The sequence below is a fragment of the Chromohalobacter sp. 11-W genome (genome assembly GCF_029889905.1).
In the GTDB taxonomy this organism is placed as follows: Bacteria; Pseudomonadota; Gammaproteobacteria; order Pseudomonadales; family Halomonadaceae; genus Chromohalobacter.
Window position 1 is genome coordinate 1 of the sequence record NZ_JARANZ010000017.1, and the last position, 15,353, is coordinate 15,353.

Here is a 15,353-nt window from a genome sequence, read left to right on the forward strand (position 1 = left end):
TCGACCAGAAACCAGGTCACTCGCTGAGTCTTTGTTTCATGCCAACCTCTGCGCGGCTGGCATCAACCGCGGTATCCAAGAAGCTCAGGCATCAGGCGCGAATCTCAGTAACGAATCACTGATACAGACGCATACCCTCGACAACGGCTTTATCCTTGCCGACGCATCACGCTCGAAGGTCTGTGGTGGTGCAACGTATCCAGAAGATCGCACATTTACATCGTACCTTGGCATCGATCTCGATCAGCAGCCTGTCGTGGAAGCACAAATGAGTGCTCTCCAACAGATGCAGGGGTATCTAGCGCCGGAGGTCGAAGCCTATGCAAATGCAGTGTTCTCGCATTCGGAGTCTGTGCCAAGCGCATCCCGCATTATCGCCACGGCTGCACGCCGCTATGACAAAGCCCTGGGCAGCATGCGTCCTTTTGCTGACAATAAAGCAAACGAGATACGAGAGCAGGTTGTGAATGCCATCTCAGAGCGTGGGTGGTGGGAGATGGGAAGTTGGTACAACTCAATGGCCCAGGCGAACTCAGTGGCCTCGAGTAGCTTTATGGATCGAGCCCAGGCAGTTGGCCAAGATTTACGACAGTCTGGAGCCATCGAGAGTTATCACACCCAATTGGTCGTATATGCCGAAAGCCAGCGTGATAAGGTGGCGCCGCGTACAGGGTCTGCAAGCAATATTAGTGAGGGAGATGCAACGAATTCATCAACCGGCGATTCAAGTAAAATACTATCCGAAATATTCTCGTTTCTGAGCTCCCCAGGGCAGTGGTTAACAAATACTGGCGTTGATCAAGCGGAAGAAGTTAATGGCACAGTCAACCCGCTGATCGCGATGAAAAGCCTCGGTGATAACATATTGGTTGGCACTGAGGGGGCTGTAGTTGGCTACATCGGTCTGCAAGCGACAGCCGGAGGGGCCGAGGGATGGTCAGACTCTGTATGGGGGCGTTTGACGTCATTCGCGACAGGCGGGGCTACGCGATTTGCCGTAGAGTTCGCAAAGGCCGCATCAGACGCACTATCGCCGCTGATTATCCTCGGTATCATCATGTTGTTTGGGTTCGGCATCACCCTGTCGATCTATGTGCCTTTCATCCCGTTCGTTATCTGGTTTGCGGCAATTATTAATTGGCTGGTGTTTGTAGCGATTGGTGTTGTGGCCGCTCCCTTGTGGGCTTTTGCCCACCTTTCCAGCGAAGAAAATGAGGGGCGTGCAGTTCATGGTTACATATTCATGCTCAACGCAATGCTTCGTCCCGTCCTGATGGTGGCTGCATTCCTTTTGGCAGGAGGCATCCTGGTTGCAGGAGGAACATTGCTGAATGAGATGTTTGGGCCTGCGCTATCAAATGTTCAAGCCGATTCAATGACGGGTGTCGTTAGTATCATAGGCTTTCTAGGAATTTATATATCAGTTTGCATGACACTTATTCATACTTCATTTAATATGATTTTTCAGATTCCCGATAAAGTCATGGAATGGATCGGCGGTTCTCAGCTGGCGACTGGCCAAGGTAGCGAACAAGAGCAGCAAAACGCGATGCGGGCACTAGCGACTATTGCTCGTGACGGGCGCTATGGTCGGGGGCCAAACCCAGACCCAACAACACCGCCTGGTGGTGGCGGCGGCAAAAACAGCATTCAGAAACAATAAGGGAAGAACCATGTATATGATTTCAAAGTTGTTATTCACTGCAGTGACGCTTTTCTGTGGCGCTTGGTTTTTGCTTGCTGCTATTTTTGCGATATTCACGCCTTTATCAGCTCCGATTATCATGTTGCTGATTGGAGCGCCTTTGTTCGCCTTCATTGCACTATTGCCGCTGCGCTGGCTTATTCGCCGGAACCGCGCCCGGCTGCAGAAGATGGTCAACGCCTATCTTGATGCCCAAGGGCTCTCCCGCGACCAGCTCGGCCCCATTGTCAGTTCAGACGAGAAGCCCACCGCGATGGCATTCTACTCCCAAGGCCAGGTCATCCTGGCGTCTGCACAAAAAGGCGAGCACTACGTCGAACGGTTCGACATCGACGAGATCGGCTGGCGTGAGATCCGCAATATGCGGGGGGAATACCTTGGTGTAGAGGTGTTTCCGCCGGCACAACGTCCCAGCAGCGGCACACTAAAGATCTGGAGCGGCTGGACTCTCCCTGGAGAGGTTCGTGCTATCTATGGGGCGAACGGCATCCCTTTGCCCTGATACCTGATGATGGGGAGGTGCGCCATGCGCCGAGTGTCCAAGTCACAGTTCAAGGCCCGTGCGCTTGAACTCTTGCGCCAGGTCGAAGCGTCGGGAGAGTCCATCATCGTTACGGACAAGGGGCGGCCCGCCATCGAGGTACGGCGATACCGGACCGATCAGCGTTCGCCGCTGGAGCGTCTGCGAGGCAGCGTCATCGAGCTGACCGACCCATTCGAGCCAGTCTGGGAGGACTAGGGCCCTCTGCTAGTCTGGACACTGAGCCCCGCTACGGCGGGGCTTCCCCGTGAGAACTTCACGCTTATTCCTTGGTGGCCTGTTTATGGTCATACACGAGCTTAATGCAGTTATTGAACGCATCCTCTCCCACGAGCCTTGCACGTAGTTCTGCTTCTTCCGAGGGAAGAGGAGTGGATAGTCCATCAATATCAATGTCGTAAACCTCATTCACTCTAGCTATTGCTCCGCTTAGAAGCATCTCGCCGTGTTCCACGCTCGTTGATGGTCCAAGATCCATTGCCATTGCCTCTTGAATGGCCTCCGGTCTGCTGCTTCCAGTCAGCCTCATTTTTGTGGCAGTGGAAACAACCTCACTCTGCAAGACGCAGAGATTGATGTTCCCCGGGGAGAGCGTGGCCATCGCCTCCGAGACCTCAGCCGCTTGAGCATCGAGCATGGCTCTAGCCTCAGAGATTTCATCCGCTTGAACGATGCTCGGCAATGAAAGCATGGCGAATACCATAGCGAGTTTCTTGATGTGCATTGTGCCCACCCCCGGTGAACGTGCGTGCTATCTGGAGTTTCTGGCCCTCGAGTAACTTACAACCGGGGGCGCGCCCGGCCTGTCCGGAGCTTAACGGCTTAACGCATCCGCGGCGACCGCCTGGTTGTCGGTGCCGATGATTCCGCTCGTAGCTCGTCAAGGCGCTGCTGCAGCTCGGGATCCGTGAGACGTACACGCCGCCCACCTTGGGCCTCCAGCTTGATCAGCGCTTCGATCGCTTGCCGCTTGAAGCTGTCGCTCCCCGTCAGCCGGAGCTCGGGACCATAGGTGTCGATGGCCAGCTGCATCGCCGCAGTCAAGGTCGTATCGTCCGTTCGATGTAGCTTGAGCCCATTCCGCTGCTGGGTAACGACTCGGTCACCGTGGCTGTCGTAGAAATCGGTGAGCCCATTGCGTCGCCGGCGACGTTCCCAGCCCAACAGCACCTCGGCACCAGGGGCCAGCTCGATGACGCCAACCGTGGCTACTGCAGGAGCCACACTGGCATTCCTGGGACGGTGGCGAGGATCGTGCCACGTGGCCACCTGCTCGATCGCATCGCTGTCACCACGCTTCGCCTGTTCCTCGACCCACTCGCGCCACTCGAGCGTGGCGTCTGTCTCCTGCTGGGCGTTGAACTGGCGAAGCAAGCGCAGCCTTTCCCCCTGGATCCGCCTCGCCTGCTGCCAATTCAGCTCCTCGATGTATGCGGCTCTTACCATGCCAGGAGGCATCTGCTCGTAGACCTCCTGGCGCTCTTTACGCACCTCGGTCCGGATCGCGCGGATAGAACGCCCGATGTCACGACGCAATGACCGATACGTTGGCCGCTCGGCACGATATGCCCGATAGCGCCGCTGCAGGCGCTCTGTCGCGTCCAGAGCTGTCCGCCGAGGGGCATCCTGGCGGTCGCTCGCATAAGCGCTGCCAGGGGCTTTCTCGGGCGGCTCGTAGGGCCCGAGCCGTGCTTCCAACTGGCTCTTGGCCAGCACACGGTGCAGTTTGCTCGCAGCCATCTGCGGGCCCTCGCCATTCGCTGGGGAGATAGCTAGTCCCTGGCCGTAGGGCGTCAGCTGCAGACCGTGCTCATCCATTAGCCGATGCAGTGAGGTCCAGTCACTGCGCTCTCGTCCCGACCATCGGGTGATGCGTTCGCCCAGGGCGTCCTTCACAGCTGCTGCGAAGGCCTGCGGATCCTCCGGGTAGTGCCGGTCGCGCGGTTCCTCTGGGGCTGCCTCAAACGCCCCCAGCACCCGCTCCAGGCGGGTCTTGGAAAATCGCTCATGCACCGTGCTGGCTTTGATGGCCACCGCGGTACCAGTGTCGCTCACAGTCCGGAACACCAGGCCCTGGCCATGCTCCGCGAGTTCCACGTCCAGGGCGTCCAGGGCGTGGTGGACCTCCGCCCAGGCTGCCGACTTTTCCAGGAGGGGCTTCAGCACCGGCACCACTTTCGCTTTGCACCACTGCTCGAACGTAAGATCTCCGTGAGCATCGGCCTGCTGGGCAGGCTGGGCAGCTGACCTGCCACTCGGGCGAGTAGGCGTCCACCCGTGACGCTCCTCGAGCTCGTTAGCCAAACGCCTCAACGTGTAATGATCGCGATAGGGGTTCACCACCTTGAATGTGTCGGGATGAATCCGGTTCACAGCGACATGAATATGGAGGCTATCGGTGTCCCGGTGAATCGCGCTGAGATACTGGTGCCCATCGAACCCCAGCCGCATCATTGCCTCTCGCGCTCCGGTAAACATCTGCTCGTCAGTGGGATCGTCACCTTCTGCCCAACTCAGCACAAAATGATAAACAGGATCCTCTATCCTCGGCTTCATGGCCGCGACGCTTTCGAACTCCTGGACGAGCGTTTCGAGGTCAAAGCCGTTGTGCTCCAGGCTGACACCACTGGCAAGATGAGCCAATACCGTTCCGTCAGGATTCAGCTCCTCTTGATCACCCGCGCCCCAATCGTCTGCGCGAAGCTGATCAACCAGGTACTCCTTTAGGGTCCGAAAACTCGACTTTCCATCCCGCCGGGAATCACACACTTTCCCGATCATGAGTCTCGCCCCAGCCTGTGAATCGCCGCCTTCAGCTCCTGCAATGTCGCAAGGTACATCCCGTCAGGATCCTGCCGCCCTTCTTCCAGGAACAAGTGCTTCACCAGGCCGCCGAGGCGGCGTAGCTCGTTGATCGCCTCATGGGTAACCACCGACTTCACCGGGTACCCCATCGCAGCACTACGCACGAACTCAGATGCATTGCGGGCATCAGACCGCTGCGCCATCTCTTTTAAGTGCTGCTTTTCGTCCGCTGTCAGGCGGACGCTGAGATGCTGGTCGCGATGTATTTTTTCGTGGCGTTTCTGTCGTGCGGTCATGTCAGCCTCGTGAGCGGTAGCGAACAGGGCGCGGGGTCTCGGGGCGGAGCCCTGAGCAAGATGTCTAGGCCTGCCAGGGAGCGTAGCGACTGCAGCAGCCGTCGGAACACGAATGTGTTACGTAGACCTATCTTGTCCGGGTCTGTAGCCTCTGTGGGTACGATAGATGTGATGCACGTAGTTGGCAACAAGTGGGTCATCAAGTAGGCAAAGAAAATCCCATCCAAAAGGACGGGTTATCTATCACTCAGGGCATCATCTTCACCGTCATCCCACAGTGCTTCTTCATGTCACGCCACGATTTCGTTGAGGAGCAACGCAACGCCAATCGCGAACACATGCAGAAGGATCGAAAGCAGCATGCCTCGGCTCATCACACGGGCCACTCCAGAGACCACCGCGAAGCCAAACAGCGTGGCATAGGTCGTCCAGTATTCGTACTGTCGATGTACCAGGGTGAACGCCACTGCGGGCACCACCACCGCTAACACGGCGAGCCAAGCATTACGCTTAAACGGGATCACCGAAAGGAAGAAGTGACGGTACAACATTTCTTCAACTATCGGAGGAAGTATCAGCAACGAAACCAGGAAAACGACGAGCTGAGTTGTTGTCGATTGATACTGGTAAAGGTCCTGCATAAAGGGCTCACGGGGGTATCCCATCAACCACGCCAACCCATGTCCGGACAAATACACAGACAGAACAGCGAACAGGCAAGAAATGACCAAGGTTTTATTGATTTTTCCGACAAACTCGATGCCCTGCCTCAAGTAGGTCTTATCAATCCAAAATAAGACCGATAAGGCAATCGCGGCGGGCCCATAGGCAATCGGAATGTAGTAAGCAATCAGGGTATATATATCAAAGAACCCTTTGGCTATATCCGATGCATATCCATAGACCAACCAAGCGACGATTGCGATAGCAAAGGAGACTAAATGCCACCGCTTCGCAAAGGCATAAGAAAAAGGAAGCGAACGCCTGGATGCCCCGGCATTTGGCGCATCATCCATGATACTTTCTCCTCGTCATGTAAAAGTCACTCGGATCCCTTCTCCTTTCGGGATTTGCCAGTAGTAGCCTCATCCTTCCCAGCGTCACGAGACGGTGTCTCATCGGCCTGATGCTGGCTAGCGGCCTCTTTCATGGCATCCAGGCGCCCTTTCAAACTGGCTGCCTGTTCCCTCGCCGTAGCGACCTCCTGCATCGCAGCCTGAGCGGCCTGCTCGGCAACCTCCACTCGCTGCCGCGCCTCCTCCCTCACTTGCTGCAGCTCTTGCCGGTGCACCTCCTGGGCGCTTTTCAGCCCCAGCCGTGCTTCCTCGGCGGCCTGCTGGTGAGCTTGGCGCTCATCGCGCAGCGCCTGCGCCCGCTCTTCCGCCTGTTGCTGTGCGGACTCTGTCCGTGCTTCCGCCACGGCCAAAGCACGCTCAGCCTCGATGCGAGACTGAGCGGCGTTCTTGGCTTCTTGCTGAGCCTCGATCCGCGCCTGGCGCTCCTCTTCACGCTGCTCCTCGAGGGTCTGCACACGGTTGCGCGTTTCCGCCAAAGTCTGCCGAGTCTCTTCGCCTCCCCGACGCTCGCGATCCAGTTCATCGCGCAGCCGCTCAACCTCTGACTGTGCTGAATCGCGCTCACCTGCCGCACGATCCCGTTCGGCTTCCAGGGCCTCAACCTGCGCTGCCAGCTCCTCGGCCTGCTGCTCCAGGGCTTCGCCAGTCTCGGCGAGCTCATCGGCAGTCTGCTGCGCCTCCAGGGCAGCGGCCTCAGCATCGGCGCGAGCGGCCGACGCCTGGCGTTCGATCTCATCAGCCAATGCGCTGGCCAACTCGTCCGGCAATCGGGCGGCCCGACGCTCGGCCGGTGCTTGGGCCGCTCGCCAGGCGGTCAGGTGCCGGTGGATGGTGTTGGGGCTGCCGCTGCCCAGTTGCTCGCGAATGCGCTGGATGCTGGGCTTCTCGCCTGCCCCGACTAAGGCGTCGGCGGCGGCGGCGACCTGTTCATAGGTGATCCCGGTGCGTGCCATATCGTCTTTTCCTCTACCATCCGTATTTCATATTTCATATTATACGCCATACGATACATAATACAATACGAAATACGATATCAATACGATACACGTCGGCGGACGAACGTTTTCCAGATCGTGGAGCACTAAAATGCCCGCCGTAGCGGGCATTCAGAGGCTCAAGGAGCGGCCACCATCGCAGCCGTGTTCGCTATCAGCCGTCCATGTGCCGAAACGGCAGGCTGTCCGGCATCCCCAGCGGCAAGCCGGAGGTGGCTAGGAGATCGGTATCCAGCTCGCCCGCTTCGCGCCGGTGCTGCGCTTCCAGACTCGTCAACACCTCTCGCTCCTGGTCGCCCTGGTCCTGTGCAGCATCGAGCAGCCATTCCACCCTGACCGGATCGGCACACAATAGGCGCACCCGGTTAGGCTCCTCGAGCGCCCAGCGATCCAGCACCAAGCGCGTGAAGCGATGCGGCGGCAGGCCGTCCAGTCCCGGCGCGTTCAGTGCCCGGCGCAGCTCGTCGCCCCCGACTTCCCTGGCGTAGTGTCCCGCGCGCATACCCACCCCCGTTTTTTTGACGTTCCATCGTGACCAACCGAGTTATAACGGTATAAAAATCATAGGAATGCGGCGATTGCAAGCGCCGGGCTGTCGATCTCGGGCCGCACCGGGTTGGGTACCGCGCCGATTGTCGGGACGCTTTCCCGTTTATCCCGCGTCAGCGGGATGCAGCGAGCAACGCGAGCGGTCACTAGGTCGAAGTCGCCGAGCGATCGGACGGCAACCAGGGCGAGGACGGCACTGGAACCGAACCCACCCCCTGCCCTGGCCAAACCGCGCCGAAGGCGCAACCGTTCCCGCTTGAGGGTAGGGAGCGGCCCACTGGTGTTTGGCACTTTAGCGGCCAAGTGACGCCGATAGGGGCAGCGCGGGCGCGAAGCGCCCTGCACTGCTGCCCCTTCTCGACTTGTCGAGGCATAATGACTACCGCGCTGTGCGCGGTATACCGCTCGCGGAGCGAGCCGGGAGGTGGAGAGAGAAACCGAGTGGTTAAGGGCCGACACTTAAATTCTTCATCCACCGACACTTAAATGTGATGCCCTCGAGCATCACACCTGTCAGCAGGAATGTGGTGGCCATTCCGGCCAGGGAATCGCTCTCGAGACACGCTGAATAGCCGTTTTTCCAGGCTTGCACCGTCACTTCCTGGTGGATCTGCAGCGTCTGGACACAAGAAAGCCGCTAGCGGGCTGCCAGCGGCGTCGTTGGTAGGTGAGGTAGGGCTATCGCCATCGGGCGTCTATGGCGTTCTCTGCCGCCTCTCGGCATTGATCCGCTGTCCAGTCGGAGTGGGCCAGCTTGAACTGATACATCAGCTCCTGGACCTGTCGTCGCTGCTCTTCGTCCAGGGCCCGCGAGTGCTCGTCATCCTGCCGCCGCTTCTGCGTATGGCCCATCCCCAACTGCTGAATCGTAGATCCGGCTCTGTCTAGGGCAGCCCTGGCGGTTAGGTTACGGCGTGCTGCGGACGTCCGGGTTCCGGACGCCTTGGCATGTTCCCGCTGCTTCTTCTTCAGGCGCTTCGCCGCCCTCTTCCGTTCGAAGCCGAGCCGGAACTGTAGGCCAAAGATCGCGAAGAACAGCTTGCTGACGGCCTTGATCGCCGCGTGCCCCTTGTAGCTACCATCCGGACGCTTCTCACAGCGGGGATGGACACTGACGAGACCGGCCAGCTGAATATCCGCCAGGGCACGCTCGACCCGTCTCTGCTGGAGCCCTGTCTGCCGGGCGAGATACTTGACCGTGAGGTTCACGAACCCACCCTCAGGCGTGGGCACGCCGACCTTGAGGGTCACCAGGTCGGTGAATTTCAAGATCGCCCACAGCGTCGACAAACACGCCTCGCGGCGCTCGCTGCGCTGCTGTCGAGAGGAACCGTTGGCGAGGTTGAGGCTGGGGATCTTCCAGGGGCTGGTGTAGTAGTCAACGCAGCGCCGCATCGCTTCCAGGAGGACGCCAGGCAAGCCCCCCTTTCCTTGCTGGAGGGGCTCAGAGAGCGCAATACGGGGATTCTCGGGCTGATGCCCGCAGAAATTTCCTCCCGTGTTGACCCTATGTACGTAGGGGTGTCCCGCCACACGTCCTCCATGATCGCCTTGGAGACTGACGGGTACGCACAGAATTGTTTTCTGCCCACCTCTGCGCTATCGTAAGCGCAAAGGGACCCGGTCCGCCTCCAAGCGGATTTTTCCTAACCGCCTGCCAAGCGGTTATTCCCTTCCAAGCCTTGCCAATGGCTTGGAGCTTCGAATGCTGTAGTGAGCTGCCAACTCTTGGGACAGCATTCGCCGTTTTCGAAAACCCGGCTGCCAAGCCGGGTTTTTTCATGCTGCCATTATGGGATCCTTAGCTTAACCTCTTGAAACCCAATGTATTTTGCGTCGGTCATGACTTGGCCGAGGCTTCTGTAGTGTTTTACCTGCCCATCACGAACCCTGGTGACATGTTCTACAGCACCAGTCGCCCGATCACAGGTCATCACCCACTTACCCTCTTCCATAGGGGCAGGCGCAACGCTGGCAGAGCGAAGAACGCCCTCCTCGAATAGCCGTTGCAGTACTTTGATATCCATTCAGCGCCATCCCCACAGGCCAATCGACGCAAACCAATTTTCAGTCAACCTATAGTGCTATAATCCACAAATCAAGCGTCTTTTTGCATCACCATAACGATACAAAAAATACAGAAACACAGAAAAAAGCATCGCCTTCTTTAAAGATTTACAGAATTACAGAAATGGAGATATAAAGAAGGGGGCGTTGCGCCCCCGTATGGCCTGGCTTGCAGCCATCATACAGAAATAATGATTTACGATTTTTCGTACTTCTCGAGCAGTAGATCCCGAACTTCATCGGCCATTTTCCGGCCCCGCATTGCACAATCAGACTTTAATTTCGCGTGCAGGCTCGCGGGGATATCAATCGTGAGTCGCTTGTTTGGTTCCTTCTGACGCGAGCCCACCCATGCGTCGACATCCTGTCCCGCCTTCGGAGCTGAGGATGGCTTTCCCCCCAGGGGCACTTTCTTGCTGCTCATGAGAAACGCTCCATCACTTCGCTAAGTACCGCTTCGATCTCTCGTGATGCCACACCGTCACGGTCTTCTTCGTAGATCGCTTTACCAACAGCAGCCGCCTCAGCAAAAGCAACACGCTGCACAACGCTCGCCTCAAGCGTGGGAACGCTGTACGACTCCAAAGCTTCCCGCACGTCACGGCCAATTGCCGTATTTGCGATTTTGCGGTTAATTACAAAACATGATTTCAGTATTTCTTTAAAATGGCTCGCTTCTTCGACAAGTGAGACCACTTCTTCAGCAGCCCAAATGTCATACGGGGACGGCTGCACAGGGATCAGCACCACATCACTCGCCATGATCGCAGATCGGGCGAGGTCAGTAACACGCGGGGGGCCATCAATGACGATGTGGTCGTACCCCTCACCAACAACCGGCAATTCCTTATGGATGCTAGGCTTCGGCAACCCGACCACAGCAAACAAAGGGTCGGACTGCCGAGCGGCCGCCCAATCCAGAGCACTGCCCTGCGGGTCAGCATCTATCAGCAATACCCGGGCCCCAGAACGGGCCAAGCTCGCCGCTAGGTTCACACTCAAGGTGGTCTTACCGACGCCACCCTTCTGATTCAGGACACCAATGATCATGATTTCACCATTTCTGTATAGGCGTTTTTGCAGTTTTACAGAAAGTCGTAAAAGCGTCAAATCGTAAATGCAGCGCTCTAGGCAGCAGATCGAGGGCTGGACAGGCTACACCGCTGGAGCTTTTCGAATCGCGAGAGGTTGGCCGCCGTGTACTGCACGGTGCGCTGGATATTGCGATGGCCCAGATAGCCCTGGATAAACCGTCTGTCCGCGCCCTGGTTGGGTAGCTCATAGCCACAGGCATGGGGTAGCAGGTGAGAGTGGAAAGGTAGGTAGGGGCGTGGGGAGATTTTCCGCATAAGCGTTTTTACTGAAAGTCGCAAAATCGCAAATGAGGCGACATCGGTAGCAGACCGTGGGATGGGTAAGCATCACCGCCAAAGCTTCTCGAATCGCGCGGGGTTGGCCGCCGTGTACTGAACGGTGTGCTGAATATTGCGATGGCCCAGATAGTCCTGGATCAGCCGCGTGTCCGCGCCCTGGTTGGCCAGCTCATAGCCACAAGCATGGCGCAGCATATGGGGATGGGCCGGCAGGGCGAGAGCCGCCTTTTCACCGTAGCGCCGTACCAGGTGCCACACGGTACGACGGTTGAGCGGTGTTCGACGCTCGGACAGAAACAAGACACCACCTTCGGCCTTCATCTTGGCCCGCGCAGCCAGCCACCGGCGTAATGCCCGGATCTCATCGCCGCGCAGCGGGTGGGTGGTCGACAGCCCGCGTTTCAACCTGGCCACGTGCAAGACACGCTCCTCGAGGTCGACCTGGGACAGACGCAGCCCACAGAGCTCGGAGACCCGCAGTCCGTGGCGAAACATCAGCAGCAGCAAACAGCGGTCGCGGCTCTCGTGCCGCGCCCCCTTGGTGGCTTTCAGCAGGCGCTCGACTTCGCTTTGCGAGAGGTGTCGACGGTCACTCATCGTTTTGTCCAAAGTTGGACGGGCAGGGCAGGGCGCTAACCCGCATGGTTGAGGGGGCGGCCTGGTAGAGATTGGACAAAATGAATCCTTATGTCCAATCACAATGAAGCAGATAAGGCATGTCGCTTTGTCGTGACATTACTCTCCCGAGTGACGCACCCCTTGCTACTCGGAGAAGAACCATGACGGTACGTTGGAAATTTGAAGCTGGTCGTTTGGAAGCGTGCGGTCCAAGCGGTGATCCCCTGCGGGCTTGGATGGCCACTGAAGCCATTGGGCTCCCTCTGGCTGCGCTTCTGAACCAGTCCCCAGATCTGAGTCGCCTGCTGCTATGGCCGTTACTGGAGCCAAAAGAAGGAGTTACCGAACGTGATGTATTGAGTTCACGGCAAGTAACCGGGCATCATAGTGGTGCGCAAGACGCGAAGTCACCCACGGGGTAGGAACGAAAAGCCCCGCACAAGGCGGGGCTTTCGTATTTCGTACTATCGTCTGTCCCCGAGGGGAGGCTTCCGCCAACAAGGCTCGGGGCTAGTAGCTCAAATATAAGGTTTATTGCCGGTGCCGTCAACCAAGGAACAGATTCAAGCCATCCGGGCGGCCCTGTCGCCAGCCCGCATGAGCACCTATGAGAGAGCGGCTCCCCCTCGGGGCGATGATGATCCATCCGCACTCAATTTGTACGTATGGAACGCCCAGCTATCCGGCGCGTTCATGGCACCGCTTCACATCTGCGAGGTCGTGGTGCGCAATGCTATCTCTGATGCCCTAGAGGCCAAATATGGGGCACGCTGGCCCTGGTCTTCAGGCTTGGAACAGAGCCTCCCCTCACCACCAGTCGGTTACAACGCTCGGCAAGATCTATTCAATGCCCGCCGAGGCGCACATACGACTGGCAAGGTCATACCAGAGCTCAGGTTCGTTTTCTGGCAACGAATGTTTACCAGCCGGCACGACAACCGTGTTTGGAATGGCCACCTGATCCGCGTGCTGCCAGAGCTTGATACGACAAAAAGCGTTCGAGAGCTGCGGCAAGGGCTCTATGACGACTTGGAAGCCATCAGAACGCTCCGAAACCGGATTGCGCACCATGAGCCGATCTTCAACCGAAACCTCGCCGAGGACTTTGAGCGCATTTCTAGGCTGATTGCCTATCGTTCAACAGCTACAGCCGAGTGGATGAGAACGCATCAGCAAGTGATGGACCTCCTCGCAACAGGCCCATAATTCAACGAGCCAGGTTGTTTATGGCATTACTACGCACTATCTGCAGATAACGTTGCCACTGGCGGCGTTGTTCTTGTTCACGCAGCTGGTCGTATTCAGCTTGTAGTTTGGCAATCTGCTGGGCAACCTTTTTCATCTCAGGCGTATCTTCCACGGCCACCACCGAATGATCGATAGGAAAGCCGCTAAGTCGTTCCTGCTTGTATGCCATTTTCATCTCTCCTTTTTAGCCTTCATCACCCTTCCGTAGCTGCTCGATGAACCTGGCCACCGCCTGGGCCTCGTCGTCAGTCAGCCAGTAGTTGCGCTGTCGACGCCCCAGCGCCCGCTGTCGTGTGTCGTGCTCACGCTTGCGCTCTGCGTTGCTCTTTCCGCCCCGGCGGCCTCTATTTTCGCTCAAAGACTTGACTCCCGTCCCGTTACTAGTAACTATTGGGGGTATGGTTACTAGTAACCGTTTTGCTATCCCGTGTCTACTGAGGGCGGCAGTATGTTCAACGACGAACTCCACCTACTCCAGGTCAACCCATGGGCCGATCACTGGCTCTCACGGCCATTGTATCGCGGCGACGTGGCCAAGCGCGGCAATGTGGTGCCGACCTTCCAAGAACTGGCGATTCTTCCAGCTCACCAAGCAGCAGAAGAGGCCCGTAGCTGGCTCTACGGCAAACCCTCGGATCATGTTCGCGATGGGCTGCGAGCAGCCGTCATGGATCACCCTGCTGCCTCCGATCCGGAACTCCAAGAGATCATTCGTCAATTATGGCTGCATTGATATCGTTACGTGTCGGTAAAAGTAGCCATATTGACATTATTTGCGCCGATATATCACAGAAAAGTATAGATTTGGCAAAAGTCTGTTTTGCCTGATTCGGTCGGCTCTTATACTCAGAAAGAAGCACACAGAGCACAGGGAGACGTCATGAGCGATGAGCAAGAGCAGCAGCGCAGCGGAGCAGCACGAAAGGTTGCGAGGGGCTCGGCGAAAGTGGTCCTAGCCCCATTTCGGGCCGTAGGGCAGTCCGGAAAGCTCACAAAAGACCAGTTTGTAAGCAGCTTGAAAGCTGGCCACTTCGGAGATGCGAGCAACACGATTCGCGAGAACTGGCAACGAGCGCATAAGGAAGGGCGCAATGATCAGTTCTTTGAAATCTTTGGCGGCCCCGATGGATCGGAGCTTTTACAGACAAATCTCCGGCGATTTCTGATGAAAAAGCGCGTTGCGTTGGCGTGCATGATGGTTTTTGTCGTTTATGGCGGGGTTTGCGTTGTGGCGTTGCAAGCGTTTTCGGCACTGCTGGGGATGCTAGGCGCTGTGATGCTTGGGCTGACATTTGCGACAGAATCGCAGTTTCGGTTATGGCAGCTGCGTACTCACCGGCTCAGCAAAGAAGAACGTGGCGGGTTCGAGCACTTTTGGCGTGAAGAGCCCATCTACCGGATCTTGGACCCGGAAATCTTGGGAGGGCGTCGCCATGGCAGCTAAGCGGCTTATGACGGCCCTGATCCTGGCCGCGCTCGGATGTTTGAGTTCAAGCGGGGCCTTGGCCCAGGCCCAGGGACCTGTACAGATAAATGAGATCCAGCAAGCGGCTGAGCGTCCTGGAGATCGCTCTCGCGATGCTCTGGAAATTGTCTTCGGCGACATCATCAGGAACCCGCTGGCCGTTGATGGTGGCGAGTCGACTACGATGGTCGCGAGCGTATTCGCAGTTCTGAATGGCATCGGCCTCATAGTCGGCGTCATCGTGCTGGGCTTTATCGTTCTTCGAAAAATTTTCCAAGCAGGGAACGATGGGGAGCTCTTTAAACGCGGTGGTAACAACTCATTCGCAGTACTGCGCTACCTGTGGGGATTTATTGCTCTGGTGCCCACGGCCTCGGGGTGGTCAATGGCGCAGCTAGTCATGCTATGGTCGGCTTCCCTGATCGGGGTTGGGACGGCCAACCTGGCAACCGATGCTGCCTTGGAAAACTTCTACGATGGCGGCTCAATGGCTCTGGAACCGGCTCGACCAGAAACCAGGTCACTCGCTGAGTCTTTGTTTCATGCCAACCTCTGCGCGGCTGGCATCAACCGCGGTATCCAAGAAGCTCAGGCATCAGGCGCGAATCTCAGTAA

20 protein-coding genes are annotated in these 15,353 nt (G+C 57.5%); 6 read left to right on the forward strand and 14 right to left on the reverse strand.

The window, feature by feature from the left end:
• From OP494_RS16870 to OP494_RS16880, 3 genes are all read left to right on the forward strand, one after another.
• Positions 1-1,663, forward strand: a 1,663-nt coding sequence (locus tag OP494_RS16870; RefSeq protein ID WP_280542705.1) for a DotA/TraY family protein, incomplete at its 5' end; no start/stop codon positions are given.
• Positions 1,664-1,673: 10 nt separating this feature from the next.
• Positions 1,674-2,207, forward strand: a complete 534-nt coding sequence (locus tag OP494_RS16875) for a hypothetical protein (protein ID WP_280542708.1) — start codon at positions 1,674-1,676, stop codon at positions 2,205-2,207.
• A 24-nt stretch (positions 2,208-2,231) separates the two neighbouring features.
• Complete coding sequence (locus tag OP494_RS16880) at positions 2,232-2,444, forward strand: type II toxin-antitoxin system prevent-host-death family antitoxin (RefSeq protein WP_280542709.1); 213 nt, start codon at positions 2,232-2,234, stop codon at positions 2,442-2,444.
• A gap of 64 nt (positions 2,445-2,508) precedes the next feature.
• On the opposite strand, the gene OP494_RS16885 is transcribed toward OP494_RS16880, so the two are convergent.
• From OP494_RS16885 to OP494_RS16950, 14 genes are all read right to left on the reverse strand, one after another.
• Positions 2,509-2,970 (reverse strand): hypothetical protein, encoded by a 462-nt coding sequence (locus OP494_RS16885; protein WP_280542711.1) that lies wholly within the window; start codon positions 2,968-2,970, stop codon positions 2,509-2,511.
• 98 nt (positions 2,971-3,068) lie between these two features.
• Entirely contained in the window at positions 3,069-5,027 is a 1,959-nt protein-coding gene (traI, locus tag OP494_RS16890) for a TraI/MobA(P) family conjugative relaxase (protein WP_280542712.1), read from the reverse strand.
• Positions 5,024-5,347, reverse strand: a complete 324-nt coding sequence (locus OP494_RS16895; RefSeq protein ID WP_280542714.1) for a MobB mobilization protein — start codon at positions 5,345-5,347, stop codon at positions 5,024-5,026. Before OP494_RS16895 ends, traI begins: the two co-directional genes overlap by 4 nt.
• Before the next feature lie 290 nt (positions 5,348-5,637).
• Complete coding sequence (locus tag OP494_RS16900; protein ID WP_280542716.1) at positions 5,638-6,363, reverse strand: CPBP family glutamic-type intramembrane protease; 726 nt, start codon at positions 6,361-6,363, stop codon at positions 5,638-5,640.
• A 26-nt stretch (positions 6,364-6,389) separates the two neighbouring features.
• The gene (locus tag OP494_RS16905; protein ID WP_280542718.1) at positions 6,390-7,376 is read right to left on the reverse strand and encodes a DNA-binding protein; all 987 of its coding nucleotides are present in this window, start codon (positions 7,374-7,376) and stop codon (positions 6,390-6,392) included.
• Between the two features lie 196 nt (positions 7,377-7,572).
• The gene (locus tag OP494_RS16910; RefSeq protein ID WP_280542719.1) at positions 7,573-7,920 is read right to left on the reverse strand and encodes a hypothetical protein; all 348 of its coding nucleotides are present in this window, start codon (positions 7,918-7,920) and stop codon (positions 7,573-7,575) included.
• 725 nt (positions 7,921-8,645) lie between these two features.
• Positions 8,646-9,386, reverse strand: coding sequence for a hypothetical protein (locus OP494_RS16915; protein WP_052046834.1), 741 nt, complete (start codon positions 9,384-9,386; stop codon positions 8,646-8,648).
• A gap of 844 nt (positions 9,387-10,230) precedes the next feature.
• On the reverse strand, positions 10,231-10,458 hold the full coding sequence (locus tag OP494_RS16920) for a hypothetical protein (RefSeq protein ID WP_280542723.1): 228 nt from the start codon (positions 10,456-10,458) through the stop codon (positions 10,231-10,233).
• Entirely contained in the window at positions 10,455-11,084 is a 630-nt protein-coding gene (gene parA / locus OP494_RS16925; RefSeq protein ID WP_035415537.1) for a ParA family partition ATPase, read from the reverse strand. Before parA ends, OP494_RS16920 begins: the two co-directional genes overlap by 4 nt.
• Before the next feature lie 77 nt (positions 11,085-11,161).
• Complete coding sequence (locus OP494_RS16930) at positions 11,162-11,383, reverse strand: tyrosine-type recombinase/integrase (RefSeq protein ID WP_280542725.1); 222 nt, start codon at positions 11,381-11,383, stop codon at positions 11,162-11,164.
• A gap of 72 nt (positions 11,384-11,455) precedes the next feature.
• Positions 11,456-12,004: a tyrosine-type DNA invertase gene (locus OP494_RS16935; protein WP_280542726.1), complete on the reverse strand. Its 549-nt coding sequence runs from the start codon at positions 12,002-12,004 to the stop codon at positions 11,456-11,458.
• An 861-nt stretch (positions 12,005-12,865) separates the two neighbouring features.
• The gene (locus tag OP494_RS16940) at positions 12,866-13,096 is read right to left on the reverse strand and encodes a hypothetical protein (RefSeq protein WP_280542728.1); all 231 of its coding nucleotides are present in this window, start codon (positions 13,094-13,096) and stop codon (positions 12,866-12,868) included.
• 136 nt (positions 13,097-13,232) lie between these two features.
• Complete coding sequence (locus OP494_RS16945) at positions 13,233-13,442, reverse strand: hypothetical protein (protein ID WP_280542729.1); 210 nt, start codon at positions 13,440-13,442, stop codon at positions 13,233-13,235.
• Positions 13,443-13,457: 15 nt separating this feature from the next.
• Complete coding sequence (locus OP494_RS16950; RefSeq protein ID WP_280542731.1) at positions 13,458-13,631, reverse strand: hypothetical protein; 174 nt, start codon at positions 13,629-13,631, stop codon at positions 13,458-13,460.
• A 90-nt stretch (positions 13,632-13,721) separates the two neighbouring features.
• Between OP494_RS16950 and OP494_RS16955 the strand changes: the two genes are divergently transcribed.
• The 3 genes from OP494_RS16955 to OP494_RS16965 all read left to right on the forward strand — a co-directional run.
• Positions 13,722-14,006: a hypothetical protein gene (locus OP494_RS16955; RefSeq protein ID WP_280542733.1), complete on the forward strand. Its 285-nt coding sequence runs from the start codon at positions 13,722-13,724 to the stop codon at positions 14,004-14,006.
• A gap of 147 nt (positions 14,007-14,153) precedes the next feature.
• Entirely contained in the window at positions 14,154-14,717 is a 564-nt protein-coding gene (locus tag OP494_RS16960) for a hypothetical protein (RefSeq protein WP_280542734.1), read from the forward strand.
• Positions 14,707-15,353, forward strand: a 647-nt coding sequence (locus OP494_RS16965) for a DotA/TraY family protein (protein ID WP_280542736.1), incomplete at its 3' end; no start/stop codon positions are given. The genes OP494_RS16960 and OP494_RS16965, both read left to right, overlap by 11 nt.